Annotated in this window: 28 protein-coding genes and 1 tRNA gene; 18 read left to right on the forward strand and 11 right to left on the reverse strand. The window is 66.2% G+C overall.

Annotation, left to right across the window (positions count from 1 at the left end):
- Positions 1-243: 243 nt before the first annotated feature.
- From DY468_RS12520 to DY468_RS12560, 9 genes are all read right to left on the reverse strand, one after another.
- Positions 244-945, reverse strand: coding sequence for a pyrimidine 5'-nucleotidase (locus DY468_RS12520; protein ID WP_164605137.1), 702 nt, complete (start codon positions 943-945; stop codon positions 244-246).
- Positions 942-1,961, reverse strand: a complete 1,020-nt coding sequence (locus DY468_RS12525) for a DUF1036 domain-containing protein (protein ID WP_164605138.1) — start codon at positions 1,959-1,961, stop codon at positions 942-944. Before DY468_RS12525 ends, DY468_RS12520 begins: the two co-directional genes overlap by 4 nt.
- Before the next feature lie 86 nt (positions 1,962-2,047).
- Positions 2,048-2,944 (reverse strand): acetylglutamate kinase, encoded by an 897-nt coding sequence (gene argB / locus DY468_RS12530; RefSeq protein ID WP_107342826.1) that lies wholly within the window; start codon positions 2,942-2,944, stop codon positions 2,048-2,050.
- Positions 2,945-3,057: 113 nt separating this feature from the next.
- Positions 3,058-3,432 (reverse strand): DUF423 domain-containing protein, encoded by a 375-nt coding sequence (locus DY468_RS12535; RefSeq protein ID WP_164605139.1) that lies wholly within the window; start codon positions 3,430-3,432, stop codon positions 3,058-3,060.
- Positions 3,432-4,082, reverse strand: coding sequence for a ribosome biogenesis GTP-binding protein YihA/YsxC (gene yihA / locus DY468_RS12540; protein WP_164605140.1), 651 nt, complete (start codon positions 4,080-4,082; stop codon positions 3,432-3,434). Before yihA ends, DY468_RS12535 begins: the two co-directional genes overlap by 1 nt.
- Positions 4,083-4,212: 130 nt before the next feature.
- Positions 4,213-6,075: a membrane protein insertase YidC gene (gene yidC, locus DY468_RS12545; protein WP_164605141.1), complete on the reverse strand. Its 1,863-nt coding sequence runs from the start codon at positions 6,073-6,075 to the stop codon at positions 4,213-4,215.
- Between the two features lie 16 nt (positions 6,076-6,091).
- Positions 6,092-6,433 (reverse strand): ribonuclease P protein component, encoded by a 342-nt coding sequence (rnpA, locus tag DY468_RS12550; RefSeq protein ID WP_164605142.1) that lies wholly within the window; start codon positions 6,431-6,433, stop codon positions 6,092-6,094.
- A gap of 23 nt (positions 6,434-6,456) precedes the next feature.
- Entirely contained in the window at positions 6,457-6,591 is a 135-nt protein-coding gene (rpmH, locus tag DY468_RS12555) for a 50S ribosomal protein L34 (protein WP_006609582.1), read from the reverse strand.
- Positions 6,592-6,639: 48 nt separating this feature from the next.
- Positions 6,640-6,852, reverse strand: coding sequence for a hypothetical protein (locus DY468_RS12560; RefSeq protein WP_164605143.1), 213 nt, complete (start codon positions 6,850-6,852; stop codon positions 6,640-6,642).
- A 115-nt stretch (positions 6,853-6,967) separates the two neighbouring features.
- Between DY468_RS12560 and DY468_RS12565 the strand changes: the two genes are divergently transcribed.
- The 3 genes from DY468_RS12565 (at position 6,968) to DY468_RS12575 (ending at position 10,333) form a co-directional block, all read left to right on the forward strand.
- Positions 6,968-8,446 carry a sensor histidine kinase gene (locus tag DY468_RS12565; protein WP_164605144.1) on the forward strand — a complete coding sequence of 493 codons (1,479 nt, stop codon included), beginning with the start codon at positions 6,968-6,970 and terminating at the stop codon, positions 8,444-8,446.
- Positions 8,447-8,768: 322 nt separating this feature from the next.
- Positions 8,769-8,845 (forward strand) — tRNA-Arg (locus tag DY468_RS12570).
- Positions 8,846-9,151: 306 nt separating this feature from the next.
- Complete coding sequence (locus DY468_RS12575; RefSeq protein WP_164605145.1) at positions 9,152-10,333, forward strand: Fic family protein; 1,182 nt, start codon at positions 9,152-9,154, stop codon at positions 10,331-10,333.
- Positions 10,334-10,441: 108 nt separating this feature from the next.
- Here DY468_RS12575 and DY468_RS12580 read toward each other — a convergent pair whose 3' ends face one another.
- Both DY468_RS12580 and DY468_RS12585 read right to left on the reverse strand, forming a co-directional pair.
- Positions 10,442-11,686, reverse strand: coding sequence for a type II toxin-antitoxin system HipA family toxin (locus DY468_RS12580; RefSeq protein ID WP_164605146.1), 1,245 nt, complete (start codon positions 11,684-11,686; stop codon positions 10,442-10,444).
- Complete coding sequence (locus DY468_RS12585) at positions 11,683-11,997, reverse strand: helix-turn-helix domain-containing protein (RefSeq protein WP_164605187.1); 315 nt, start codon at positions 11,995-11,997, stop codon at positions 11,683-11,685. Before DY468_RS12585 ends, DY468_RS12580 begins: the two co-directional genes overlap by 4 nt.
- Before the next feature lie 294 nt (positions 11,998-12,291).
- Between DY468_RS12585 and DY468_RS12590 the strand changes: the two genes are divergently transcribed.
- The 15 genes from DY468_RS12590 (at position 12,292) to hypB (ending at position 25,105) form a co-directional block, all read left to right on the forward strand.
- A complete protein-coding gene (locus DY468_RS12590; RefSeq protein WP_164605147.1) occupies positions 12,292-13,293 on the forward strand; it encodes an NADH-quinone oxidoreductase subunit B family protein in 1,002 nt (333 codons plus the stop codon).
- Positions 13,290-14,735 (forward strand): nickel-dependent hydrogenase large subunit, encoded by a 1,446-nt coding sequence (locus DY468_RS12595; RefSeq protein WP_164605148.1) that lies wholly within the window; start codon positions 13,290-13,292, stop codon positions 14,733-14,735. Before DY468_RS12590 ends, DY468_RS12595 begins: the two co-directional genes overlap by 4 nt.
- 238 nt (positions 14,736-14,973) lie before the next feature.
- Positions 14,974-16,098, forward strand: coding sequence for a hydrogenase small subunit (locus DY468_RS12600; RefSeq protein ID WP_164605149.1), 1,125 nt, complete (start codon positions 14,974-14,976; stop codon positions 16,096-16,098).
- Positions 16,099-16,116: 18 nt separating this feature from the next.
- Positions 16,117-17,910 carry a nickel-dependent hydrogenase large subunit gene (locus DY468_RS12605; protein ID WP_164605150.1) on the forward strand — a complete coding sequence of 598 codons (1,794 nt, stop codon included), beginning with the start codon at positions 16,117-16,119 and terminating at the stop codon, positions 17,908-17,910.
- 22 nt (positions 17,911-17,932) lie between these two features.
- Entirely contained in the window at positions 17,933-18,658 is a 726-nt protein-coding gene (gene cybH, locus DY468_RS12610) for a Ni/Fe-hydrogenase, b-type cytochrome subunit (protein WP_164605151.1), read from the forward strand.
- A gap of 141 nt (positions 18,659-18,799) precedes the next feature.
- A complete protein-coding gene (locus DY468_RS12615) occupies positions 18,800-19,402 on the forward strand; it encodes a HyaD/HybD family hydrogenase maturation endopeptidase (RefSeq protein ID WP_164605188.1) in 603 nt (200 codons plus the stop codon).
- 13 nt (positions 19,403-19,415) lie between these two features.
- The gene (locus DY468_RS12620; RefSeq protein WP_164605152.1) at positions 19,416-20,000 is read left to right on the forward strand and encodes a HupE/UreJ family protein; all 585 of its coding nucleotides are present in this window, start codon (positions 19,416-19,418) and stop codon (positions 19,998-20,000) included.
- A gap of 18 nt (positions 20,001-20,018) precedes the next feature.
- The gene (locus tag DY468_RS12625) at positions 20,019-20,321 is read left to right on the forward strand and encodes a HypC/HybG/HupF family hydrogenase formation chaperone (protein ID WP_164605153.1); all 303 of its coding nucleotides are present in this window, start codon (positions 20,019-20,021) and stop codon (positions 20,319-20,321) included.
- 316 nt (positions 20,322-20,637) lie between these two features.
- Positions 20,638-21,042, forward strand: coding sequence for a thioredoxin domain-containing protein (locus DY468_RS12630; protein ID WP_164605154.1), 405 nt, complete (start codon positions 20,638-20,640; stop codon positions 21,040-21,042).
- Positions 21,039-21,905, forward strand: coding sequence for a hydrogenase expression/formation protein (locus DY468_RS12635; protein ID WP_164605155.1), 867 nt, complete (start codon positions 21,039-21,041; stop codon positions 21,903-21,905). Before DY468_RS12630 ends, DY468_RS12635 begins: the two co-directional genes overlap by 4 nt.
- The gene (locus tag DY468_RS12640) at positions 21,902-22,114 is read left to right on the forward strand and encodes a rubredoxin (RefSeq protein ID WP_164605156.1); all 213 of its coding nucleotides are present in this window, start codon (positions 21,902-21,904) and stop codon (positions 22,112-22,114) included. Before DY468_RS12635 ends, DY468_RS12640 begins: the two co-directional genes overlap by 4 nt.
- Positions 22,104-22,625 carry a [NiFe]-hydrogenase assembly chaperone HybE gene (gene hybE / locus DY468_RS12645; protein WP_164605157.1) on the forward strand — a complete coding sequence of 174 codons (522 nt, stop codon included), beginning with the start codon at positions 22,104-22,106 and terminating at the stop codon, positions 22,623-22,625. Before DY468_RS12640 ends, hybE begins: the two co-directional genes overlap by 11 nt.
- On the forward strand, positions 22,622-23,806 hold the full coding sequence (locus DY468_RS12650; protein ID WP_164605158.1) for a nickel-dependent hydrogenase large subunit: 1,185 nt from the start codon (positions 22,622-22,624) through the stop codon (positions 23,804-23,806). Before hybE ends, DY468_RS12650 begins: the two co-directional genes overlap by 4 nt.
- Positions 23,799-24,140, forward strand: a complete 342-nt coding sequence (gene hypA / locus DY468_RS12655; RefSeq protein WP_164605159.1) for a hydrogenase maturation nickel metallochaperone HypA — start codon at positions 23,799-23,801, stop codon at positions 24,138-24,140. The genes DY468_RS12650 and hypA overlap by 8 nt, the downstream gene beginning before the upstream one ends.
- A complete protein-coding gene (gene hypB, locus DY468_RS12660; protein ID WP_164605160.1) occupies positions 24,140-25,105 on the forward strand; it encodes a hydrogenase nickel incorporation protein HypB in 966 nt (321 codons plus the stop codon). Before hypA ends, hypB begins: the two co-directional genes overlap by 1 nt.

A 25,105-nucleotide genomic window follows, 5' to 3' on the forward strand; every position in this document is an offset into this window, starting at 1 on the left:
CCCGCCTTGGCGGATGGACCGGCTACTACGGCAAGCCAGGCCCCATCGTGATCCTCCACGGCCTCCAATCCCTCAGAGCCATGCTCGCAGGCTGGAAGCTAAGGCCAGATGTGTGAATCTCGTAGGGCTTGTCCGGGCGATCCAGTATCCCAGGGCTATGGACGGAAGGAGCGCGAGCGCTCTGCGATACTGGGTCGCCCGCCTACGCGGGCGATGACGTCGTTAGTGGGGAGGCGCGGTGCCTTACTTCGCGGCGCTCAGCGTCTTCAAAAAACCCGTCAGATCGTCCGTGACGTGGTCGACATGGGCGGCGTCGCGGCCTTCGAGTTCCCAGTCTTCGCGCACCACGTCCTGGCTGCCGTCGGGGACGACCAGGACTGTGGTCATGCCGAGCTGGTGCGGCACGGTGAGGTTGCGGGCGAGGTCTTCGAACATCGCGGCGCGGGCCGGGTCGACGCCGTGGCGGTCGAGGAAGCGGCGATAGGTCTGCGGTGCCGGTTTCGGCTCCAGCTCGGCCGCAATAATGTCGAACACCGCCTCGAAATGATGGCCGATGCCGAGCCGCTCCAGCACCTTGCCGGCGTGGGCGACCGAGCCGTTGGTCAGGATCAGCTTGCGCCCCGGCAGCCGTTCGATCGCATCGCCCATCGCCGGGTTCGGCAGCAGCGGCGAATGGTCGATGGCGTGGACATAGCTGAGATAATCGTCGGCGTGGACGCCGTGCTCGGTCATCATCCCGCGCATCGTGGTGCCGTAGCGCTTGTAGTAGTCCTTCTGAATTCGGAACGCTTCTTCCGGCGACACCTTCAGCCAATCGGCGACGAAGTCGCGGATCCGCGCGTCGACCTGCTGCCATAGATTGAGGTGATGCGGGTAGAGCGTGTTGTCGAGGTCGAACACCCAGGTCTCGACGTGGTCGAAGCCGCGTTTGCCGAGCTGCATCATGGTGCCGAGAACCTCAGGGTCTTGCCGCCGGAAAGATCGACCAGTGCGAAGCCGGTGGCGGCGAGGCCGCGCCCGGCGCAGTCGCCCTGTTCGCCGATCTCGAATTTGCTGTCGCGGGTGCACAGCGTGGTGCCGCCGCCCCAGTTCAATGCACGGCCCTTGATGGCGACCGGCCGGCCGCTGCCATCGACCGCTTCGGCGAAGCTGAACACCCGTTTCGGCTGAGCGCCGAGGTCGGGGCGCAGGCACTCGCCGGGCGCGACGCCGTACCAGCCGCGGCTGGTGACGGTCTTGCCGTCGTCTTCGCCGATCGCCGCCATGATCTTGTACTTGGTGTCGTTGCACCAAGTCAGCCCGCTGCCGGACGGCTGCTGCACCGCCTTGATCATCACGTCGAAGAAATCCGGCGCATCGACGATGTCCGGCTTCAGTCCGCGACTCTTGAGGAAGGCGGACAGCGCGGCTTGCGTCTTCGGGCCGTCGACGCCGTCGATCGGCGAGGCCTCATAGCCGGCGATCAGCAGCAGGCGCTGGATCGCGGCGAGTTTGGCCTGCTCGTCGTCGTAGCCGGAGTCCTCGGCCAGATACGCGATCTTGTTGCCGTCCTCGGTGTCGGTCGGCTTGATCTCGGTGAAGGCGGCCAGCGTCTGGTTGCCGCGGCATTGCCGGGCGGCGGCGATGACGAAATTGTCCTCGGCGACGCACAGCCGGTCGGTGCCGTTCTGCGGCAGCGGCGATGCGCCGTACAGCGGCAGCACGCGGGCATTCAGCATGATCTTGTCGGCGTTGAGCGCGCCCTGCAGCACCACGCGGCACTGCGCCGGATCGATCCGCAGCCAGCCGCGCGTCGCCGTGGTGCCGCTCGAATCCACCCCGATCGCCGCCTCGACCACGTAGCTCATGCGGTTGCAGAGCTTGAGGTCGGCGTGTGCGGCGGAGGTAAGGGCGAGGGTGGTGACAAGGGTGGCGAGGGCGCGCGATCTCCACCCCGTCATGCCCTGCCTTGTGCCGGGCATCCACGTCTTGCTGAGAGAACCGCCGGAAAGACGTGGATGGCCGGGACGAGCCCGGCCATGACGGATGTTATCGCCGCCGCCTCGCATCACTTGTGGATCAGTGTGCCGGTGCCCTGGTTGGTGAACAGTTCGAGCAGCACCGCGTGCGGGACCTTGCCGTCGAGGATGACGACGCCTTCGACGCCCTGTTCGAGCGCGTAGATGCAGGTCTCGACCTTCGGGATCATGCCGCCCGAGATGGTGCCGTCCGCGATCAGCTTGCGGGCGTCCTTGATCGACAGTTCGGGGATCAGCTTCTTGTTCTGATCCAGCACGCCCGGCACGTCGGTCAGCAGCAGCAGGCGCTTGGCCCGCAGCGCGCCGGCGACCGCACCGGCGAAGGTATCGGCGTTGACGTTGAAGGTCTGGCCCGACGCCGAGGTCGCCAGCGGTGCAAGCACCGGGATCAGCTCGTGGCCGATCAGCTGGTTGAGCAAGGTCAGGTCGACCTTTTCGGGTTCGCCGACGAAGCCGAGGTCGATCACCTCCTCGATCCGCGAATCCGGATCGACCATGGTGCGGGTCGCCTTGGTGGCGGACACCATGTTGCCGTCCTTGCCGCACAGCCCGACCGCCTTGCCGCCGGCCTCGTTGATGTAGCCGACGAGCTGCTTGTTGATCGAGCCGGCCAGCACCATCTCGACGATCTCGATGGTGGCGGCGTCGGTGATGCGAAGCCCCGCGGCGAATTCCGACTTGATGCCGAGGCGCTTGAGCATCTGCGCGATCTGCGGTCCGCCGCCGTGCACCACGACCGGGTTCACCGCGGTCTGCTCCAAGAGCACGATGTCGCGGGCGAACGCCTTGGCGGTGTCCTCGGCGCCCATGGCGTGGCCGCCGTATTTGATGACGATGGTTTCCTCGTCGTAGCGCTGCATGTGCGGCAGCGCCTCGGACAGAATCCGAGCCTGATCGAGCGGGCTGATGACGGGCACGTCGGTCATGAAGCGGTCTTTCGAACTGAAGGGACGATCTGAACGAGCAATTTCGAAGCCGTTGCGGCGGGACAAATCGCTAGCACTTCGGCACGGCCGATCCTAGAGGCCGCGCGTGCTGGTCAGGCCCCGCGGCGCGGCCACAGCGCGGCGACCGCGAGCAGCAGCCAGCTTCCGATCAGGATCGTGCCGCCGGTCGGTGCCGCCATCGGGAACAGGCTGTGGCCGGCGAACTGCCGCAGCGACAGATCGCCGGCGAACAGAGCCGTGCCGAACACGAAACCGAAGCTCGCGGCCAATCCGGGGATCCGATGGGCGAGGCCGCGCTCGACCAGCAGCGCCGCGGCGGCCATCGCGCAGGCGTGAAACAGCAGCATCGACGAGGCCGGGCCGAGCCGGCCGGCGTCCGGCACATGGGCGGCCGCGGCGGCGAGCGCCACGCCGGCGGCGCCGTACAGCCCGGCGATCGCGATCAGCAGGCGCAGGGCGGCGGTCATCAGCGGCGCTCGTCGAGCAGGCGGATCATCGCCGCCCGCAGTTCCGGCATGCCGGCGCCGGTGCGCGACGAGGTGGTCAGCACCTCGGGGAACGCGGCCGGGTGCCTCGCCAGCGCCGCGACGGTGGCGGTCACCCGCTCGGCGAGCTCGGCGGCTTTGACCTGGTCGGCCTTGGTCAGGACGACCTGGTAGCTGACGGCGGCCTTGTCGAGCGTCTTCAGGATGTCGAGGTCGACGTCCTTCAGTCCGTGGCGGCCGTCGATCAGCACATAGACCCGCGCCAGCGTGGCGCGGCCCTGCAGGAAATGATGGATCAGCGAGGTCCAGGACGCGACCTTGGCCTTCGACGCCGCGGCGTAGCCGTAGCCCGGCATGTCGACCAGCCGCAGCCCGGCATTGGGCGGACCTTCGAAGAAGATCAGCTCCTGGGTGCGGCCCGGCGTATGGGAGGTGCGGGCCAGCGCGTTGCGCCCGGTCAGCGCATTGATCAGGCTGGATTTTCCGACATTGGAACGGCCCGCGAAGGCGATTTCGACACTGCCCATCGGCGGCAGCGTTTCGATCGACGGCGACGCCCAGATGAAATGCCAGTCGCCCGCAAACATCTTGCGACCGCGTTCGATCAGATCGGGATCGATGGTGTCGGTCATGCGGCTCCGGGCTCGCAACGAGTACTGAGGTCATTCGGGAGCGCCGCGCAGCGGCGAACCCGGAATCTCGTTTCACACCAGACGTCGAATTCCGGGGCCCGAGCTGAGGCGCGGCCCCGGAATGAAGAGGTCAGGTCGGCTTTTTCTTCTTGGCGAAGCTGGTTCTCAGATTGTCCCAGAGCTCCACCTTCACGCCGTTGCGCTGCATGATGAAGGCCTGCTGCGCCACCGACAGAGTGTTGTTCCAGGCCCAGTAGATCACCAGACCGGCCGGGAAGTGCGCCAGCATGAAGGTGAAGATCACCGGCATCCAGGCGAAGATCATCTGCTGGGTCGGATCCGGCGGCTGCGGGTTCAGCTTCATCTGGAACCACATCGTGAAGCCCATCACCAGCGGCCAGGCGCCGAGCACCAGATAGTGGCCGAGCACCGGGATCGCGGTCGGATCGTAGGGGATCAGGCCGAACAGGTTGAAGATGTTGGTCGGATCCGGCGCCGACAGGTCGTGAATCCAGCCGAAGAACGGCGCGTGCCGCATTTCGATGGTGACGAACAGCACCTTGTACAGCGAGAAGAACACCGGGATCTGCAGCAGGATCGGAAGACATCCGGCGACCGGATTGATCTTCTCCTTGCGGTAGATCTCCATCATTTCCTGCTGCTGCTTCACCTTGTCGTCGGGGTGACGCTCCTTCAGCGCGGCGAGCTGCGGCTGGATCGCCTTCATCTTCGCCATCGAGGCGTAGGACTTGTTGGCGAGCGGCAGGAACAGCAGCTTGACCAGCACCGTGACCAGCAGAATGGCGACGCCGAAATTCCCGACCATGTGGAAGAAGAAGTCGAGCGCCAGGAACATCGGCTTGGTGATGAAGTAGAACCAGCCCCAGTCGATCAGCAGGTCGAAGTGGTTCAGCCCGAGCTGACGGTCGTAACCGCCGAGCCCGGCGAACGGGAAGTTGATGCCGACCACCCGGGCTTCCTTCGCACCGGCGAACAGCCGGGCGTTGGCAGTGGCGGTGCCGCCGATCGGGATGGTGCGGGCGTCTTCGAGATAGTCGGTCTGGTAGGTGGTGACCTTGCCGGTCTGGCTCGCCGAGAACCGCGCCTGGAGCTGAGCATTGGTGTCGGGCAGCAGCGCCGAGGCCCAGTACTTGTCGGTGATGCCGAGCCAGCCATTGGTGGCCTTGAGGCTCACCGATTTGGCTTCGTCGATCTTCTTGTAGGAGTATTCCTGCAGCCCGTGCTCGCCGAGATAGCCGATCAGGCCTTCGTGCAGAATGTAGTAGCCTTCGACGTGCGGGGTGCCGTGGCGCGAGATCAGCGCGAACGGATACAGCGTCACCGGAGCGCCGCCGGTGTTGGTGACGTCGTCCTTGATGGTGAACAGATAACGGTCGTCGACGGCGATCTGGCGGCGGAAGGTCAGGCCTTCGCCATTGTCCCATTTCAGGGTGATCGGGCTGGCCGGGGTCAGCGCGCCGGAGCTTTCCTGGGTCCAAACCGTGTTCTGGTCGGGCAGCTTGACGCTGGCGCCCGCGGCGCCGACCCAGCCGAACTCGGCGTAATACGGCTTATCGCTGCCCGACGGCGAGAACAGCTCGATCGGCGGCGACTTCGGATCGACCGTCTCGCGATATTGCGTCAGCGCCAGATCGTCGATCCGGGCGCCCTTCAGCGCGATCGAACCGGCCAACCGCGGGGTCTCGATCTTGACCCGCGGGGCGGCGGCGAGCGCGGCTTCGCGGCTCACGGTCGGGGCGGCCGACGGCTGCGGGCTGGACGGGGCAGCGGCGCTGGGTGCGCCGGGCGATGCCGGCGTCGTGGCGGCCGGCGCGGTGCCGTCCTGGGGCTTCGCGGCCTGCTGCTGTAACTGCTGAGCCTGCTGAGCGGCGCGCTGCTTCTCCATCTGCGGGATGTTGAAGAAGTATTGCCAGCCGAGCAGCACGAGGCCCGACAGAACGACGGCGAGAATGGTGTTGCGATTGTCGGACATCGTCGGGTCTCGTCACTCACGCAGGTTTGGGTGATCGCCGCGACAGTCGCTCGAGCGCGGAGCGCAGATCGCCGAGCATGACGGCAAAGTCGCGGCTCAATGCCGCGCGGCGTCCGACCAGCACATAGTCGCTGTGCGGCAGCAGAAAACCGCGATCCGTCCGCTTCACCAATTCGCGCAGTCTGCGTCGAATTCGATTGCGTTCGGTCGCGGTGCCGATTTTCTTGGTTACGGTAAAGCCGACCCGGATCGGGCCCTGGTCTTCGCGGCGCAGGCTCTGCAGCACGAAGGCAGGCCCATTGATCCGCAGCCCGCCGGCAACGGCGATGAAATCCGCCCGCTGCCGTAACCGCTCCATCAACAGGTCCCGGGCAAGCCCGCTCAGGCGCTCAGACGCTTGCGTCCGCGGGCGCGGCGCGCCGCCAGCACCTTGCGACCACCGGTGGTGGCGAGACGGGCACGAAAGCCGTGACGGCGCTTGCGCACCAATTTGCTGGGTTGATAAGTCCGCTTCACGGGTCGTTCTCCGTTGCCGGGTCAGTTATTCACCGGGTCAGTTAGTCATCAGTGGTGGGTAAGCCCGGTGATGCCGGCCCACAGATGAGCCGGATGCAGCCCAAAAATGAACCGCCCCGGGCAGAGCCGGGTCATCGCGGACAGTTGGCGCGGCTTATACGGGAGCGTCCTGTTTTCGTCAATTGCACCCGTCACCGCATCGACGGTGTCGAAGCCGTGCTCGGCGCCCTGTGCTGCCGTCCCCGCCAGGGCCGCGATCACGCATGAGAAAACGGTAATTTGACCTCTATCCGGCGAAGGAGCATCTTGACTTTAGACGATGTCGCGAATCCGGCCCGATGCGGGCTGCGAGGAGCGGGGCCGAGAGCGAGGTTCGGTGCAGACCACAGACAGACAGCCGGAGACGCATGCTTGGCGGCGCGGCCTGGAGCCCAAGATCGGGCTGTCCGGCAAGCTTTTGCTGCTGACGATTCCGCTGATCCTGATCGCCGAAATCCTGATTTACGTGCCGTCGATCGCCAATTACCGGCTGAATCGGCTGAACGACCGCCTGGCGGCCGCCAATACGGCGGCGCTGGTGCTGGACGCTTCGCCCTCCGGGCGGGTGCCGGATTCGCTCGCCAAGCAGATTCTCGATTCGATCGAAGCGCGCGCGGTGGCAATCAAGATGGGCCAGCAGCGCCGGCTGCTCGCCAGTTCCGATCTGCCGACCAAGGTCGATCACGTCGTCGACATGCGCCACGTCACGCCGTGGGGGGCGATCCTGGATTCCTTCGTGGTGATGCTGGAGAGCGGTAATCCGGCGATCCGCGTGATCGGTCCGGCCGAGGGCAATGCCGAATTCATCGAGGTGGTGATCGACGCCGCGCCGCTGCGCAACGCGATGTACCGGTTCTCGTCGAATCTGCTGCTGGTGTCGCTCACCATCACCAGTCTGACCACGGCGCTGATCTATCTGGCGCTGCACTTCCTGTTCGTGCGGCCGATGCGGCGGCTGACTGCCAATATGGTGAATTTCCGCCGCGATCCGGAAAGCCCGGCCTCGATCGTGGTGCCGGGGCCGCGCGGCGACGAGATCGGGCTGGCCGAGCGCGAACTCTCCGATATGCAGCGCGATCTGGTGTCGATGTTGCATCAGAAGAGCCGGCTCGCCGCGCTTGGCCTCGCAGTGTCCAAGATCAACCACGATCTGCGCAACCTGCTGGCGTCGTCGCAGCTTCTGTCCGACCAGCTCTCCAGCGTGCCGGACCCGCGGGTGCAAAGGTTCGCGCCGAAGCTGGTGCGCTCGCTGGAGCGGGCGATCGCGTTCTGCCAGTCGACGCTGTCCTATGGCCGGGCCCAGGAGGCGGCGCCGGACCGCCGCTCGATCCTGATCGAGCCCTTGGTCAACGACGTCCGCGAAACCGCCGGGCTCGCCGACGAGGCCGCGATCACCTGGGTCAGCGCGATCGAGCGCGGCCTCACCATCGATGCCGACCCCGACCAACTGTTCCGGGTGCTGCTCAATCTGGTGCGCAACGCCGCGCAGGCGCTGGAAATCCTGCCGCGCGGCGACGCCAATCCGCTGCAGATCCGCATCACCGGCCGCCGCGAAGGCTCGGTGACGGTGCTGGAGGTGTCCGACACCGGCCCCGGCGTGCCGCAGAAGGCGCGCGACCATCTGTTCGAGGCGTTCCACGGCTCGGTGCGGGCCGGTGGCTCGGGCCTCGGCCTCGCGATCGCCGCCGAGCTGGTGCGCGCTCATGGCGGCGAGATCAATCTGGTCGAGGGCACGATCGGCGCCACCTTCCGGATCTCGATTCCCGATCGCCCGGTCGATCTGCACAGCCTGCGCAACGAACGCGCCCGCGCCTGACCCAAGGCGCGGCCTCTTCGAACCCGGCCGCCGTACCGCGCGGAATCGTCCCCGTTGGGCCGAAAACCGGCGCCGCCGCGATCCGGCGCCGCCATTCCCGACGCTGCCGCGCACTGTGCGGCCTCACCCGGTGCCGATGCCGGCGGGTTTTCCCGGCCGGAATCGCCGCGCGGCGGGCGTCGTCGTCGATCCGTCAGAAAAGAGCATCCGCGGCGCTTGCCAATCCGGATCGGAGCCGCTAGCTATGGCGGCCTTCGCAGCGCTTCGCCGCTGCGGAACGCCAGCGGCTCCAGGCACCACGCCCCGCGAGCCCGCGGCAGACGCGCCCGTAGCTCAGCTGGATAGAGCACCAGACTACGAATCTGGGGGTCAGAGGTTCGAATCCTTTCGGGCGCGCCATCAATTCGCTGATTGCCATCTGCACTCCGCAATAGTTACGACCCCACGCGCTGAGCTGGGCAGGGACTCTCTGCGTCAGAACGTCGTAACGACGGCGCTTGGCGGTAAAAGCCTTCGTCACCTCTCGTCTTTTCAGAGATTTTTGCCTGTTGACCCGCCGAGGGGGGGAGGTCTGTTTGAGAGCTACGCGGTCTTTTACCGGTCAGTGAGGGTGGCTTCGCTATTTAAGGGAACTTACCTTAGTCCCTTCTTTATTTAAGCCAAGCGGCAATTGTTTAAATAACGATCCGGCCGCATAATGGGGGCATGTCAGAATCAGCCCCCAATCCTCGGCTGGGCCGCTTTGTCGAGACGCCCGTTGCCGGCGAAATCGTGCGCGCCTTCGTGCCGCCCTCATTGCCGCCAGAGCCTGCTATCGACGTACTGGCTCTGCTGGAAAAGCTGGGGCTGGCGGAACGTGCTCTCGGGCGGTTGGACGGTGTCACAATGCTGCTGCCGCGGCAGGAGCTGTTCCTCTATATGTATGTGAGGAAGGAAGCGGTCCTTTCGTCCCAGATCGAGGGGACGCAGTCGACCCTATCGGATCTGCTCCGATTCGAGACCGAGGCGCAGGCGGGCCAGCCGATCGACGACGTTCGTGAAGTCTCGAACTACGTCGATGCCATGATGTATGGGCTGGAACGGCTGGAGGAATTGCCGCTCTCGTTGCGCCTGATCCGTGAGATGCACGCACGACTGTTGCAGAGCGGGCGTGGCGGCACGAAGAATCCAGGCGAATTCCGGCGGTCGCAGAACTGGATCGGTGGTACGCGCCCGGGCAACGCGCTTTTCGTGCCGCCGCCGCCAACCGAGATGGACGCCTGTCTCGATGCACTCGAGCGTTTCATGCACGAGGAGGGATCACGTCTGCCCGCCCTCATCAAGGCCGGGTTGCTGCATGTCCAGTTTGAGACCATCCACCCATTCCTCGATGGCAATGGCAGGATCGGCCGCCTGCTGATTACCTTGTACCTGTGCGTCAATGACGTGCTGCGTAAGCCGCTGCTGTATTTGAGCCTCTATCTGAAATCGCATCGTGCCGAATATTATCGTCTGCTCCAGGAGGTGCGTGAGCACGGGGCCTGGGAAGCGTGGCTGGACTTCTTCCTCACTGGCGTTGCGGACACGGCCAATCAGGCCTTCGATGCTGCTACCCGCATCGTCGATCTGTTCAAGGAAGACCGCGAACGGATTGCGACGGAGAGTGATCGGGCCGGCTCCGCGCTGCGTATCCATGATCTGTTTCAGCAAACCCCCTACCTGACGGCCAACCGGCTCGTTCAGAAGACCGGTCTCTCCGCCCCCACGGTCAATGCCTCACTCGCCGATCTGGAGCGAGCCGGCATCGTCGAGGAAATCACTGGGCGCAAACGAGGTCGCGTATTTAGTTATAGGCGGTATCTTGCCATCCTGAGCGAGGGAACCGATCCGCTCCCCACCACGGTCTGAAGACAAACTCGATATGCTCTGTTTTGGACGTTATGCGCGATGCGACACGCGAGACAGCGAAGCCGCATGATAGGCAAGCCGCCATCGATCTCGTGACGGCAGCGGAATCTACGGATTCAGTATGGACGCCATCTCATCGATGTGCGCATCGATCCGCGCGAGGATCGGTGTTGGGACAACGTCGCGTTCCGGCAGGGTCGACCATTTGTCGTGCGCGGCGGCTGCGGTTTCGGCCACGGCTGTGAGCACGGCTCCTTCCGGGAGGCGGCTGCGGTTTGCGAAATTGCGCCAGCGGTCCGGTGTTAGCGCCTTGAACGATTTTTCGCCGGCGAGACTGAGCGCCAGCGCGTCTTTCGGCAGATAGGGGATGGTCGAAAGTACGTCGTATAGCGGTGACAGTTCGGGCGTCTGGCCGTCCCCGGGATAGAGTAGAGACCAATTCTTCAGGTGCATGTCGCCGTTGCCGGTGATCGCGACCAATGCGAGGCGGCGAACGAATTCCATCGCGGAATCCAGCGAGACGCCGCTGCTCAGCGCCGCAGCGATGTTGTGATAAGCGGCGCCTATGTATTTCTCCGACGGATAGCGGCCGAACACCTGCGCGAAGTCTTCCATATGCACGCGTGTGCCGTCAGTGCCGCGGTCGAAGCGGCGGACGAGCAGGACCTTCCCGGTAGACATGGTGTTGAACTCTTCCGGGATGCCGGCGAACTCGGTCTTTTCGACGAGTTCGCGCGCCGGCACGGCCATCCCGAGCGCATCGGCCAGCGCCAGGATCGCAAACTCGTTTTCGGAAACTCCAATGTGTGTGAGCGAGGGAAACTTCGCGATGTGTTGCCCTTGCGAGTCGTCGACGGCGAGCGTGATCCCCCCGCCCTTTCCGGTGTTCTTCATCACCGAGAGCTTCATCTGAACGCCGGCGAGCGAGAAGCGCGCTCTGTTCGCTCCCGCAAGCTCTGGATCGGCCGCTAAAGCAGGGCTGTCGCTCGGCAGCGCTCGCACCGCTCCTGGCAGGTCGGTACCGAGCGCGGCCAGAAGATCGAAGTCGTTTCCCGGCCTCACCGACGCGGCATGATGCCGTTCCATCGCCTCGCGTAGCTTTTCTTCGGGCAGCAGGTTCGCAAAGAACGGTGGCAAGGCTCCGCGCACCGGCTTGGCGTCCCGCCGAAGGCCGCCGTCCGCCGAGCGCAGCGATAGGCTGAGGACCGGCGGATCGTTCATGCTGCGATACGCCGCCGAAAGGTTGAACGCGTGGTAATCGCCCGGCGTGCGGACGAGGGTGCCGACCAGAAGGTCGTTCAACCAGATGTCGAGCGACTGAATTCGTTCGGTGGCGAAGGCGACGCGCTTCATAGTGATGCCTCGTCCTCGATGTCGGAGGTGAAGGCGGGGCGATCGTCATCGTCGTCGCCGGGCTGCAGCATCGATTGCACGGCGGGTACCATCGCCTGCGGGATCAGCATCATCTCGAGGCCCAGGGCGCGTGCGATGTTGACGAGGCTGGTGGCGCGCGCTGCGGCGACACCGGTCTCGATGTCGCGATAGCGCGGGCGGCTGATACCGGCCCGAGCGGCGATCTCCTCCTGCGACAGGCCAGCGGCCAGCCGGGCGCTACGAAGGCGCTCGCCCAACTCCTTGAGCAATGGCGATGGTGTCGATGTCATGATCTGTTTACGGATCAAAATGGACTCGATTGATCCTTAAACGGATCATTGCGGCAAATCAAGAAAGATCTGTTTGCAGATCATTTTGCACAGAAATGATCTGCAAACATATCGTCATCGTCCAGACGGCGGCGCTCCCGTCGGACCACGGAATTGGCGCTTCCCTCCCGTCCCGCGTCCATCGCTTCCCTCCCGCCCCGGCGGAACGGTTCGTCCGGGCCTCGCTTGCCGGCTTGGTCGAACTTGGCTTAATTCGGGAAACGGGTCGGGGACGTTCAGCGGGAGGCTTCGAGCATGCAGCCGTTCAATGTGCTGTGGCTGCAGGGCGGGAGTTGTGGCGGGTGCACGATGGCGGCGCTCGATAACGGCACCTCCGGCTGGTTCGCCGAGCTGGCGCGGTTCGGCATCGATCTGCTGTGGCATCCGTCGCTGAGCGAGGCGACCGCGGACGAGGTGGTCGAGATCTTCGATCGGATCGTGGCCGGCACCCAGCGGCTCGACGCGCTGGTGCTCGAAGGCTCGGTGCTGCGCGGGCCAAACGGCACCGGCCGGTTCAACATGCTCGGCGGCACCGGCCGCTCGATGCTGCATTGGGTGACGACGCTGGCGCCGCGCGCCGATTATGTGGTCGCCGCCGGCAGTTGCGCGGCGTTCGGCGGCGTGCCGATGGCCGGGACCAATCCCACCGACGCCAGCGGGCTGCAATATGCGGGGGCCGAGGCCGGCGGCGCGCTCGGCGCCGGGTTCCGGTCGCGCGCCGGCCTGCCGGTGATCAACATCGCCGGCTGCGCACCGCATCCGGGGTGGATCTCGGAGACGCTGGCGGCGCTGGCGCTCGGCGGCGTCGACGGCGCCGCGCTCGACGATTTCGGCCGGCCGCGGTTCTATGCCGATCACCTCGCCCATCACGGCTGCGCTCGCAACGAGTATTACGAATTCAAGGCCAGCGCCGAGGAGCTGTCGCAGCAGGGCTGCATGATGGAGCATCTCGGCTGCAAGGCGACCCAGGCGGTCGGCGACTGCAACCAGCGCGGCTGGAACGGCAACGGCTCCTGCACCAGCGGTGGCATGGCCTGCATCGCCTGCACCTCGCCCGGCTTCGAGAGCGCGCAGAACTTCCTGGAGACCGCCAAGCTCGGCGGGATTCCGGTCGGGCTGCCGCTCGACATGCCGAAGGCGTGGTTCGTGGCGCTGGCGGCGCTGTCGAAATCGGCGACGCCGAAGCGGGTGCGCGCCAACGCCACCTCCGACCACGTTATCGTGCCGCCGCGCACCGACGGCGGACGCCGCAAATGACACGGCGCGTCACGGTCGGGCCGTTCAACCGCGTCGAGGGCGATCTCGAAGTCCGGCTCGACATCGATGACGGCGTGGTGAGTTCGGCGGAAGTCACCGCGCCGCTGTATCGCGGCTTCGAGCAGATTTTGCGCGGCCGTCCCACCCTGGATGCGCTGACGCTGGCGCCGCGGATCTGCGGCATCTGCTCGGTGTCGCAGTCGCTCGCCGCGGTCGCGGCGCTGCGCGCCGCCGAGGGCATTCACGCGGCGGAGAACGGCGTATTGGCGGCCAATCTGTGCCATGCCGCCGAAAACATCGCCGATCATCTGACCCACTTCTATCTGTTCTTCATGCCCGACTGCGCCCGCGACGCTTACGCGGCGCGGCCCTGGCACGGCGAGATCGCAGGCCGGTTCAAGGCGGTGCGCGGCAGCGCCGCGCAGGCGATGCTGCCGGCGCGGGCGCGGCTGCTGCAGATCATGGGGCTGCTCGCCGGCAAATGGCCGCACTCGCTGGCGTTCCAGCCCGGCGGCACCACCCGCGCGATCGATCTTGGCGAGCGGGTGCAACTGTTCTCGATCATCGGCGACGTCCGCGACTTTCTCGAGCGCGACGTGTTCGCCGACAATCTCGACAATGTGCTGGCACTCGACAGCGCCGCGGCGCTGGACAGTTGGCGCGAGGGGCGTGGCGGCGATTTCGCCCGTTTCCTCGGTGTCGCCGACGATCTGGCGCTGGACCGGCTCGGCCGCATCGCGCTGCCGTTGATGAGCTATGGTGCCTATCACGAGGAAGCGGCGTCGTTGTTCGCACGCGGCGTGTTCGATCCGGTGGAGGGGCGCGTCGCCGCGCTCGATCCGGAGGCGATTTCCGAAGATGTCGCCCATGCCTGGATGCGCGACACCGCGCTGCGGCCGGCGGAGGCCGACACCGAGCCGGATGCCGACAAGCCGGCGGGCTATAGCTGGTGCAAGGCGCCGCGTTATGCGGGCGGCCCGGTCGAGGTCGGCGCGCTGGCGCGGCAGGCGGTCCATGGCGATGCGTTGATCCGCGATCTCGTCGCGCGCACCGGACCGAACGTCACCAACCGGGTGATCGCGCGGCTGCTCGAGACGGCCAAGATCGTATGCGCGATGCAAGGCTGGGCGCGCCGGCTCGATCTGCGCGCGCCGTTTCTGCAGCGCGCCGAGCGGCGCGGCGAAGGCGCCGGCGTCGGCCTGATCGAAGCCGCGCGCGGCAGCCTCGGCCATTGGATCGATCTGTCGGGCGACAAGATCCGCCGCTATCAGATCGTCGCGCCGACCACCTGGAATTTCTCGCCGCGCGATCAGGGCGGCGTCGCCGGTCCGCTCGAACAGGCGCTCGCGGGCACCGAGGTCGGCGACGAAGGTGCCAAGTCTGTCGCGGTGCAGCACGTCGTGCGCTCGTTCGATCCCTGCATGGTGTGCACCGCACACTAAGGCCGATCGCGCGCATCGCCTGCGGTCACGCGCTTATCAGCATCGCAACCGGCTTATCACCTGCGGCGCCCCGCGCGTGGATCGCGTGGCGCGCGAACTTCGTATCTTTACCGGCGCTTTCAAACACTTGCGCGCTGAGCTGAACGGCTGAGCCCCACTGGCATGGTTCTTGCGAACACCTCTCGAACAGCGAAGCCGACACAGACTTCGCACGCGGCGAGGACACCAAGGAGCCATCATGGGCGCAGCGACCGAAACCTTTTACGAGGTTATCAGGCGGCAGGGCATCACCCGCCGAAGCTTCATCAAGTTCTGCAGCCTGACGGCGACCAGCCTCGGACTCGGCCCGATCGGCTCCAGCCAGATCGCCAATGCGCTCGAAACCAAGCCGCGCATTCCGGTGATCTGGATGCACGGGCTGGAATGCACCTGCTGCTCGGAGAGCTTCATCCGCTCGGCGCATCCGCTGGTGAAGGATGCGGTGCTGTCGATGATCTCGCTCGATTACGACGACACCATCATGGCGGCTGCCGGCCATCAGGCCGATGCGATCCTGCAGGAGACCCGCCAGAAGTACAAAGGTCAGTACATCCTCGCGGTCGAAGGCAATCCGCCGCTCAATGAAGACGGCATGTTCTGCATCGACGGCGGCCGCCCGTTCGTCGAGAAGCTGAAGGAGATGGCCGAGGACTCGATGGCGGTGATCGCCTGGGGCGCCTGCGCGTCGTGGGGCTGCGTGCAGGCCGCCAAGCCGAACCCGACCCAGGCCACCCCGATCGACAAGGTGATCAAGAACAAGCCGATCATCAAGGTGCCGGGCTGTCCGCCGATCGCCGAAGTGATGACCGGCGTGGTCACGTTCGTCACCACGTTCGGCCGGCTGCCGGAGCTCGACCGCCAGGGGCGGCCGAAGATGTTCTACTCGCAGCGCATCCACGACAAATGCTACCGCCGGCCGCACTTCGATGCCGGCCAGTTCGTCGAGGAGTGGGACGACGACGCCGCGCGCAAGGGCTACTGCCTGTACAAGATGGGCTGCAAGGGCCCGACCACCTACAACGCCTGCTCGACAGTGCGCTGGAACGGCGGGGTGTCGTTCCCGATCCAGTCCGGCCACGGCTGCATCGGCTGTTCGGAAGACGGCTTCTGGGATCAGGGCTCGTTCTACGACCGGCTCACCACCATCAATCAGTTCGGCATCGAAGCCAATGCCGACAAGATCGGCGCGACGGCGGCCGGTGTGGTCGGCGCCGCGATCGCGGCGCATGCCGCGGTGACCACCGTGCGCAACCTGTCCCGGCACAAGGAAGTGCCGAACGGTAACGGCAAATCCAACGGCAATTCGAACGGCGCGTCGGCCTAAGTCGGGATCAGCAGCATCATGACCAACGTCACCACTCCCAACGGCTTCAAGCTCGACAATGCCGGCCGCCGCGTCGTGGTCGATCCGGTGACCCGGATCGAGGGCCACATGCGCGTCGAGGTCAATGTCGACAGCAACAACGTGATCCGCAACGCGGTGTCGACCGGCACGATGTGGCGCGGCATCGAGGTGATCCTGAAGAACCGCGACCCGCGTGACGCCTGGGCGTTCACCGAACGGATCTGCGGCGTCTGCACCGGCACCCACGCGCTCACCTCGGTGCGCGCGGTGGAGAATGCGCTCGACATCAAGATCCCGGAGAACGCCAACACCATCCGCAACCTGATGCAGCTCGCGCTGCAGGTGCACGATCACGTCGTGCATTTCTATCATCTGCACGCGCTCGACTGGGTCGACATCGTGTCGGCGCTGTCGGCCGATCCGAAGGCGACCTCGACGCTGGCGCAGAGCATCTCGTCGTGGCCGCTGTCGAGCCCGGGCTATTTCAAGGATCTGCAGACCCGGCTGAAGAAGTTCGTCGAGAGTGGCCAGCTCGGTCCGTTCAAGAACGGCTATTGGGGCCACCCCGCCTACAAGCTGCCGCCGGAAGCCAATCTGATGGCGGTGGCGCATTATCTCGAGGCGCTCGATTTCCAGAAGGAAATCGTCAAGATCCACACCATCTACGGCGGCAAGAACCCGCATCCGAACTGGCTGGTCGGCGGCGTGCCGTGCGCCATCAACATCGACGGCACCGGCGCGGTCGGCGCCATCAATATGGAGCGGCTCAATCTCGTCTCGTCGATCATCGACCAGATGGTGACCTTCGTCGACCAGGTTTATCTGCCGGACCTGCAGGCGATCGCTTCGTTCTACAAGGACTGGACCTACGGCGGCGGGCTGTCGGGCAAATCGGTGATGAGCTACGGCGACATCCCCGAACACGCCAACGACTACTCGGACGCATCGTTGAAGCTGCCGCGCGGCGTGATCCTCAACGGCAATCTCAAAGAAGTGCTGCCGATCGATCTCGCCGATCCCAATCAGGTGCAGGAGTTCGTCACCCACTCCTGGTACAAATATCCGGACGAGACCAAGGGCCTGCACCCGTGGGACGGCGTCACCGTGCCGCATTACGAGCTCGGCCCGAAATCGAAGGGCACCAAGACCCGGATCGAGGCGCTCGACGAGGAGGCGAAATACTCCTGGATCAAGTCGCCGCGCTGGAAGGGCAACGCGGTCGAGGTCGGCCCGCTGGCGCGCTACATCATCGGCTACGCGCAGAACAAGGCGGAGTTCAAGGAGCCGACCGAGAAGCTGTTGAAGGATCTCGGGCTGCCGGTGACGGCGCTGTTCTCGACGCTCGGCCGCACCGCGGCGCGCGCGCTGGAAGCGCAATGGGCCGCGCACCAGCTCCGCTACTTCCAGGATAAGCTGATCGCCACGCTGAAGGCCGGCGACAGCTCGACCGCCAATGTCGACAAATGGAAGCCGGAGACCTGGGCCAAGGACGTCAAGGGCGTCGGCTTCACCGAGGCGCCGCGCGGCGCGCTCGGCCACTGGGTCAAGATCAAGGACGGCAAGATCGACAACTATCAGGCGGTGGTGCCGACCACCTGGAACGGCAGCCCGCGCGATCCAAAGGGTGGCATCGGCGCGTTCGAGGCGTCGCTGCTCGACACTCCGATGGCCGATCCGAACCAGCCGCTGGAGATCCTGCGGACGCTGCATTCGTTCGATCCGTGCCTCGCCTGTTCGACGCATGTGATGAGCGAGGACGGCCGCGAGATGAGCAAGGTCACCGTGCGCTGAGCGCCAGCCGGAGGAACAGACGATGACCACGGAGATTGCTCGGGTCCAAGGCGCGCTCGATTCGGCCGGCGAACGCGCGCGCTCGCTCCAGACCGTCTATGTCTACGAGGCGCCGGTACGGCTGTGGCACTGGGTCAATGCGCTGTTGATCCTGGCGCTGTGCGTCACCGGCTACTTCATCGGCACGCCGCCGCCCTCGGTGCCGGGCGAGGCGTCTGCCAACTTCCAGATGGGCTATATCCGGTTCGTGCATTTCGCCGCCGGGCAGCTCTTGATCGTGTTCTTCCTGATGCGAGTCTACTGGGCGTTGGTCGGCAACAAATATTCCCGTCAGCTCTTCTTGCTGCCAATCACCAACAAGACCTGGTGGTGGGGGATGCTGTACGAGTTCAAATGGTACGCGTTCCTGGTCAAGGACCCGAAGAAGTACATCGGCCATAATCCGCTGGCGCACATGGCGATGTTCTCCTTCATGGTGTTCCTGGTGCTGATGATGGTCAGCGGCATGGCGCTGTATTCGGAGGGGCAGGGCATCGACAGCTGGCAGTACAGGATGTTCGGCTTCATGTTCTCGATCTTCACCAGCCAGACGCTGCACACCCTGCATCATCTCGGAATGTGGGCGATCGTGGTGTTCGTCATCATCCACATCTACGCCGCGGTGCGCGAAGACATCCTCAGCCGCCAGAGCATGATCTCGTCGATGGTTTCCGGCGAGCGCCTGTTCCGCGACGATCTGCCGGATTGAGGCCGCACGTCGTGTCCTTACCCCGTCATTGCGAGCGAAGCGAAGCAATCCAGTCCAGTGCACCGAGCTGGATTGCTTCGTCGCTTCGCTCCTCGCAATGACAGAATTGGAGGCTGATACATGGATGATGCCATGGCACGAATGGACCGCAGTGCAGAGTCGCCCCGCATCCTGATCCTCGGCATCGGCAACATCCTTTGGGCCGACGAGGGGTTCGGCGTGCGTGCCGTGGAGGCGTTTCATCGCGGCTTCGAGGTGCCGGACAATGTCACGGTGCTCGATGGCGGCACCCAGGGGCTGTATCTGGTGAACTTCCTGCAGGAGCACGATCATCTGTTGGTGTTCGACGCGATCGACTACGGCCTGCCGCCCGGCACGCTGAAGCGCATCGACGGCGACGAGGTGCCGAAATTCACCGGCGCCAAGAAGATGAGCTTGCACCAGACCGGCTTCCAGGAAGTGCTGAGCGCCGCCGATCTGCTCGGCGCGGCACCGCAGCGGCTGACGCTGATCGGCTGCCAGCCGCAGGATCTCGAAGATTGGGGCGGCGCGCTGACGCCGCCGGTGAAGGCACGGATCGCCGATGCGCTGGCACTGGCGTGCGACGTTCTCGGCGAATGGGGCGTCGCGGTCGCGCCGCGCAAGGTCCCGCTCGATCCGGCGCAGGGCCTGCTCGGCCACGACATCGATCACGACAGCTACGAACGGCGCGCCGATCCGGCGACGACCACAGTCCAGGGATGAGGGAGGAAACGTCATGACCCGATTGATCCGCGCCGCTGCGCTGGCGAGCCTTGCCGTGTGTGTGCCCGGCCTCGCCGAGGCGCATACCGGCGTTCACCTGATGACCTCCGAGGGCGCGGCGGCCGGCTTCGCGCATCCGTTTCTCGGCCTCGATCATCTGCTGGCGATGGTCGCGGTCGGCCTGTGGGCAGCGTCGCTCGGCGGCCGGGCGCGCTGGTTGGTGCCCGGAAGTTTCATTGCGCTGATGACGCTCGGTGCGATCGGCGGCGCCAGCGGCCTCGCACTGTCGGCGGTCGAGCCGATGATCGCGCTGTCGGTAATTGCACTCGGCGTGCTGGTGGCGTTGGCGGTGCGGGTGCCGACGGGCGCAGCCGCCGCCGTGGTGGCGGTGTTCGGCGTCTTCCACGGGGCCGCGCACGGCGCCGAGATGCCGGCGCTGGCTTCGCCGCTCGCCTATGGCGTCGGCTTCGTCGCCGCCACTGCGCTGCTGCACGGCGCGGGTCTCGCGCTCGGCGGATTGCGTTCGCGTCTGCCGACGTTCAGGCTGGCCGGCGGCGCGATTGCGCTCGCCGGGGTCGCCCTGGCGCTGCCACTGTAACGCCGGGGCATCGTTGCGATGTGCGTCGGCGTCCCGATGACCGTGATCAGTACCGACGGCGCGTCCGCGCTGTGCGAGCGGCGCGCCGAGCAGCGCCTTGTCTCGACCGCGCTGATCGGCGAGGTCGCGATCGGCGACCGGCTGCTGGTGTTCATCGACAGCGCGATCAGGAAGCTCGATCTGGACGAGGCGCAGCAGATCGACGATGCGCTCGACGGCCTCGCCGCGGCAATCGAGGGGCGTCCGTTCGAACATCTGTTCGCCGACCTGATCGATCGCGAACCCGAACTGCCGCCGCATCTGCGGACCGAGCGGCACTGAGGTCTGCAGTTCAGCTTTGATCCCTGGTCATGCCCGCGCTCGTCGCGGGCATCGACGTTTCAAGGGGCTGCCAAATGGGGGGGGCAGCCAGACTTTCGGCCGCGCCGCAGCGCCGGTGGCGTGCGGAAATTAAATATCCAGTTTCCGAAAATCATGTTTTCATCTGGCTCGATCACTCCGCCGGATTGGTCTGAAATCGCCCGGTTTGACGGTAAAATCGGCTCCGCCGCATGGTGAGATCGATTGGCACATGGCTTGCTGAATATCCGGTCAAGCAAGTCACGACCGATGAGAGACATCGGGACTGGGAGGAAACATGGGCTCTCCGCTCGCGCACGCCGCCGCGCGCAACAACGCGTTGCCGATCGTCGATCAGGCGACGGTCGACGATTTCATCGCCGCCGCATCGGGCCAAATCACCGTGCTGTTCTTTCGCGGTGACACCGCGCGGTTTCCGGAAGCCAGCGATATCGCGGTGGTGCTGCCGGAGCTGATCACCGCGTTTGCCGGCCGGCTGGTCGGCGCCGAGATCGCTGCCGGCGATGAGGAAGCCTTGATGCCGCGGTTCGGCGTCAAGGTCTGTCCTGGGATCGCGCTGGCGCGGCCGGGCCGCAGCCTCGGTGCCATCTCCAAGATCCAGGACTGGTCGGTTTATCTGGCGCGCATCAATGTGCTGCTGGACGCCGATGCTCGCATCCTCGCGCAGGAGGCTTCGGCATGAGAGTAGGATACACCAGCGTCGAGGGGGGCGACGATATCGAGATGCTCGTGCTGCCGGTCGGCCATGACGGCGGCGAACGGCGCGGCCTGACCGGGGCAGGCACGATCGCGGCGCTCGCCACCCGCAGCGGCGCGGAGCTGCTGGAGCAGTGCCCGCGGCTCGCCGATCTTCTTGCCCAGCTCCGCCAGGCGCTCGCGGCGCAGCGTGCCGATGCGCCGCCGGCGCGCGTGCGGATCGACGGGCTGGACGAAGCCGAGCGCAAACTACTCGCCGACGTGCTCGGCGAGGGCGAAGTCTCCGGCATCGTCGCGCTGCCGGATCGCCGCGTCGCGCAGATCCAGGAATCGGTGTTCGCCGGGTTGTGGCGGGTGCGGATCGAGGGCGACGCCGGCCAGCGCGCCTATGACTATCTGGAGATCGGTGCGGTCCCCGAGATCGCCGCGCGCGCCGCGCTGGACTTCCCGGCAGCCGAGATCGCCATCACCGAGCCGCCCGCGGGCGCGATGAACGTGATGCCGGTGCTCGCCGAAATCAGCGAGCGCATGGCGGCGCACCGTGCCGGGGAACCCTCGCACATCATCAACTTCACCCTGCTGCCGATGAATCCCGCCGACATGGAGCATCTGGTCGCGACGCTCGGCAGCGGGCCGATCCAACTGTATTCGCGCGGCTACGGCAGTTGCCGCGTGCTGGCGACCGGCGCCCGTCACGTCTGGTCAGTGCAATATCTCAACGCGATGGACACCCCGATCCTCGACACCATCGAGGTCGGCGACGTGCCGACGGCGGTGCGCGCGGCCGACGAGGATTTTCAGGATTCGGCGGAGCGGATCGGCGACATCATCGAGGCGTATTTCGCATGACCAAGTTCGAAAATCTCGGGCGGGTCGATGCCGACTCGCAGGCGCGGATGGAATGCGGCGTGTGCTGGACGGTGTACGACCCGGCCGAGGGCGACAGCCGCGGCCGCGCCGAGCCCGGCACGCCGTTCGCCGCGCTGCCGGAGGATTGGTGCTGCCCGACCTGCGACGCGCCGCCGAGCAAATTCCTCAAGGTGGACGATGACCGCTGAGCCCGGCCCGGATCGCGATACCGAGGCGCGCGCCACCGGCGACGCGCTCGCCGCGGTGTATCGCATCGCCGATCGCGCGATGCGGGATCTGCCGATCTACAATCCGGCGCTCGCGGTCGCGGCGATCGGCTTCCGCGCGCTCGGCGATTCCGCGCTCGGCGTGGTGGTGACGCCGTGGTTCATGAATCTGGTGCGGGTGCCAGCGGATCGCGGCGCCGAAGTGAGCCCCGGCGCGACGGTGGCGCGGGCGATGCCGGCCGGGGTGATGGATTTTACCGTCGGCGTGCTCGACGGGTTCGGCGTGATCGAGAGCTGTTCGCTGGCGTCGCCGATGTTCGGCTTCGCCGATCAGCAGATCGCGGAGAGCACCGCGCTGGCGGCGCTCGCGGCGGTGCTCGATCCGGATTTCGCTGTCGATGCCGCGCCCGAAGCCGCCGCGGTCCCGCAGCCGGCCCCGGCGCTCGACCGTCGCCGCTTTCTGCGCGGCGCCCTGACGGAGCGGCGGCCATGAACGCCCTGCCGCGCGAGGATCGCATTGCCGTCAGCGCGGAGCTGGCGCAGGGGCGCGTCGCGCGGCTCGAGATCAGCGCGCGCCGTCCGGTCGGCGTCGGCCGATTGGCGTTCGGCAAGCCGGCCGACGGGGTCGTGGCGCTGGTGCCGCGGCTGTTCGCGCTGTGCGCCTCGGCGCAACGCGCCGCCGCAAGCTGCGCGCTCGCCGCCGCGCGCGGCGAAACCGTGCCGCCGGAGCAGATGGCGGCGCAGGCCGGCGCCGTGCTGGCCGAACGGCTGATCGAACTGCTGCGCGGCTCCATCACCACGTTCGCCGGCGATCGGCCGCCGACCTTCGCGCCGCAGCTTCGTGAGCTGATCGCCGCCGCTCGCCGGTTCGACGGCCGCAGCGCGCTGGATGCGGAGGCGATCGACGCCCTCGCGCACGGCCTCGACGCGCTCGGGCTGTCCGAGCACAATTTCGAGGATGCCGACGCCTACGGCATCTGGTTCGCCTCCGGCTCGCCGCTCGCCCCTCCGCACAGCGCCCGCGCTCCCTCTTCCGGCGTGCGGGCAGAGGGCCGGCGCGAGGGGGCGTCTCCCCAAAGCCAAGCGCCCGCGACTCCAGCTCCGGAGTCCGACTTCGCCGCGATCGCGATCGATCCGCTCAATGCCGACGATGACTGCGTCGTCGGAGAGCAGCTCCTGCAGCGCGGCGCCTCCTTCGCGGCGCGGCCCGATCTTGCCGGCCGCATGCCCGAGACCGGCGCGCTGGCGCGGCTCGCGGATCATCCGCTGATCCGCTCTGTCGGCATCGGCCTTACGGGCCGGTTGCTTGCACGCCTGATCGAAGCGCGCGAAACGCCGCGGCTTCTGCACGCGCTGCGCCGTGGCGACGCCGATGCTACCGCCATCCTGCAGGCGACGCGGCTCGGCGAGGGTGTCGGGCTCGGCGCGGTCGAATGCGCGCGCGGGCGGCTGCATCATCTGATCGCGCTGGATTCGGACGGCCGCATCGCGCGCTACGAGATTCTCGCCCCGACCGAGTGGAACTTCCATCCGCAGGGGCCCCTCGCCCGCGCGCTAATCGGCGCGCCGCTGCATGTCACCGAGGCCGACCGGCAACGCGTCGTGTCGCTGGTCGCGGCCTTCGATCCTTGCGTCGGCTACGACGTTACGTTGCGTGAGGCCGCCGATGCATGAAATGTCGCTGTGCGAAGGGCTGATCGAGATCATCGAGCGCGAGGCGCGCGCGCAGAATTTTGCGCGGGTGCGGACCGTCTGGGTCGAGATCGGTGCGCTCAGCCATGTCGAGCCGGAGGCGATGCGGTTCTGCTTTTCGGCGGTCGCGCATGCCGGGATCGCCGCCGAGGCGCGGTTCGAGGTGATCACCGTGCCGGGCGAAGCCTGGTGCATGAGCTGCGCCAAGACGGTGCCGCTGACGCAGCGGGCCGAGCCGTGTCCGGACTGCGGCGGCTATCAATTGCAGGTCACGGCGGGTGACGAGTTGCGGATCAAGGAATTGGAGGTCGATTGATGTGCACGGTTTGCGGATGCGGAGACGCCAGCGTGGCCCCCGGGCAGGCACAAGGCCACGCCCACCATCACGACCATGATCACGCGCACGGTCACGGCCACGATCATTCCCACGGCCACGATCATGAGCATCACCATCATCACGATCATGATCACGGTCATGGCCATGACCATGACCACAGCCATGCGCATCACCACCATGATCATGACCATACGCATCCGGCCGCGTCGGGCAGCATCGACTTCGGCGGCGGCATCGCCGGCGTGCACGTCCCCGGCCTGACGCAAGCACGCGTGGTGCAGATCGAGCGCGATATCCTGTCCAAGAACGACGGCTATGCGGCCGAGAACCGCGCCCGCTTTGCGGCTGCCGGCACCTTCGCGCTGAATTTCGTCTCCAGTCCCGGCTCCGGCAAGACCACGCTGCTGGTGAAGGCCATCACCGATCTGAAGGATCAACATCCGATTGCGGTGATCGAGGGCGATCAGCAGACCGCCAACGACGCCGAGCGGATCCGCGCCACCGGCGCACCGGCGATCCAGATCAACACCGGCAAGGGCTGCCACCTCGACGCCCATATGGTCGGCCACGCGCTCGAGCAGTTGCCACCGATGCAGGGCGGCCTGCTGTTCATCGAGAATGTCGGCAATCTGGTCTGTCCCGCCGCGTTCGATCTTGGCGAGGCGCACAAGGTGGCGGTGCTGTCGATCACCGAGGGCGAGGACAAGCCGCTCAAATACCCGCATATGTTCGCCGCGTCCGATCTGCTGCTGCTGAACAAGATCGACCTGCTGCCGCATCTCGATTTCGACCTTGCGGCGACGATCGAATACGCCCGCCGGGTCAATCCGAAGATCGAGGTGCTGACGGTGTCGGCCAAGACCGGCGAGGGGATGCCGGCGTTCTATGCCTGGATCGCCAAGCGCGCCGCTGCCGCCCGCGCTGCCGCGACCGCGGCCGAGTAG

The organism is Rhodopseudomonas sp. BR0M22, assembly GCF_010907035.1.
GTDB lineage: Bacteria > Pseudomonadota > Alphaproteobacteria > Rhizobiales > Xanthobacteraceae > Rhodopseudomonas.

Coding starts and splice junctions, on each gene's coding strand:
- DY468_RS12640 (WP_164605156.1), top strand. CDS start 21,902: ATGACCAAGTTCGAAAATCTCGGGCGGGTCGATGCCGACTCGCAGGCG.
- cybH (WP_164605151.1), top strand. CDS start 17,933: ATGACCACGGAGATTGCTCGGGTCCAAGGCGCGCTCGATTCGGCCGGC.
- hypA (WP_164605159.1), top strand. CDS start 23,799: ATGCATGAAATGTCGCTGTGCGAAGGGCTGATCGAGATCATCGAGCGC.
- DY468_RS12520 (WP_164605137.1), bottom strand. CDS start 945: ATGATGCAGCTCGGCAAACGCGGCTTCGACCACGTCGAGACCTGGGTG.
- DY468_RS12595 (WP_164605148.1), top strand. CDS start 13,290: ATGACACGGCGCGTCACGGTCGGGCCGTTCAACCGCGTCGAGGGCGAT.
- argB (WP_107342826.1), bottom strand. CDS start 2,944: ATGACCGACGTGCCCGTCATCAGCCCGCTCGATCAGGCTCGGATTCTG.
- DY468_RS12630 (WP_164605154.1), top strand. CDS start 20,638: ATGGGCTCTCCGCTCGCGCACGCCGCCGCGCGCAACAACGCGTTGCCG.
- DY468_RS12625 (WP_164605153.1), top strand. CDS start 20,019: ATGTGCGTCGGCGTCCCGATGACCGTGATCAGTACCGACGGCGCGTCC.
- DY468_RS12620 (WP_164605152.1), top strand. CDS start 19,416: ATGACCCGATTGATCCGCGCCGCTGCGCTGGCGAGCCTTGCCGTGTGT.
- DY468_RS12615 (WP_164605188.1), top strand. CDS start 18,800: ATGGACCGCAGTGCAGAGTCGCCCCGCATCCTGATCCTCGGCATCGGC.
- DY468_RS12525 (WP_164605138.1), bottom strand. CDS start 1,961: ATGCCCGGCACAAGGCAGGGCATGACGGGGTGGAGATCGCGCGCCCTC.
- yidC (WP_164605141.1), bottom strand. CDS start 6,075: ATGTCCGACAATCGCAACACCATTCTCGCCGTCGTTCTGTCGGGCCTC.
- yihA (WP_164605140.1), bottom strand. CDS start 4,082: ATGACCGACACCATCGATCCCGATCTGATCGAACGCGGTCGCAAGATG.
- DY468_RS12575 (WP_164605145.1), top strand. CDS start 9,152: ATGTCAGAATCAGCCCCCAATCCTCGGCTGGGCCGCTTTGTCGAGACG.
- DY468_RS12635 (WP_164605155.1), top strand. CDS start 21,039: ATGAGAGTAGGATACACCAGCGTCGAGGGGGGCGACGATATCGAGATG.
- DY468_RS12585 (WP_164605187.1), bottom strand. CDS start 11,997: ATGACATCGACACCATCGCCATTGCTCAAGGAGTTGGGCGAGCGCCTT.
- DY468_RS12605 (WP_164605150.1), top strand. CDS start 16,117: ATGACCAACGTCACCACTCCCAACGGCTTCAAGCTCGACAATGCCGGC.
- hybE (WP_164605157.1), top strand. CDS start 22,104: ATGACCGCTGAGCCCGGCCCGGATCGCGATACCGAGGCGCGCGCCACC.
- DY468_RS12650 (WP_164605158.1), top strand. CDS start 22,622: ATGAACGCCCTGCCGCGCGAGGATCGCATTGCCGTCAGCGCGGAGCTG.
- DY468_RS12580 (WP_164605146.1), bottom strand. CDS start 11,686: ATGAAGCGCGTCGCCTTCGCCACCGAACGAATTCAGTCGCTCGACATC.
- DY468_RS12590 (WP_164605147.1), top strand. CDS start 12,292: ATGCAGCCGTTCAATGTGCTGTGGCTGCAGGGCGGGAGTTGTGGCGGG.
- DY468_RS12600 (WP_164605149.1), top strand. CDS start 14,974: ATGGGCGCAGCGACCGAAACCTTTTACGAGGTTATCAGGCGGCAGGGC.
- rnpA (WP_164605142.1), bottom strand. CDS start 6,433: ATGGAGCGGTTACGGCAGCGGGCGGATTTCATCGCCGTTGCCGGCGGG.
- DY468_RS12535 (WP_164605139.1), bottom strand. CDS start 3,432: ATGACCGCCGCCCTGCGCCTGCTGATCGCGATCGCCGGGCTGTACGGC.
- hypB (WP_164605160.1), top strand. CDS start 24,140: ATGTGCACGGTTTGCGGATGCGGAGACGCCAGCGTGGCCCCCGGGCAG.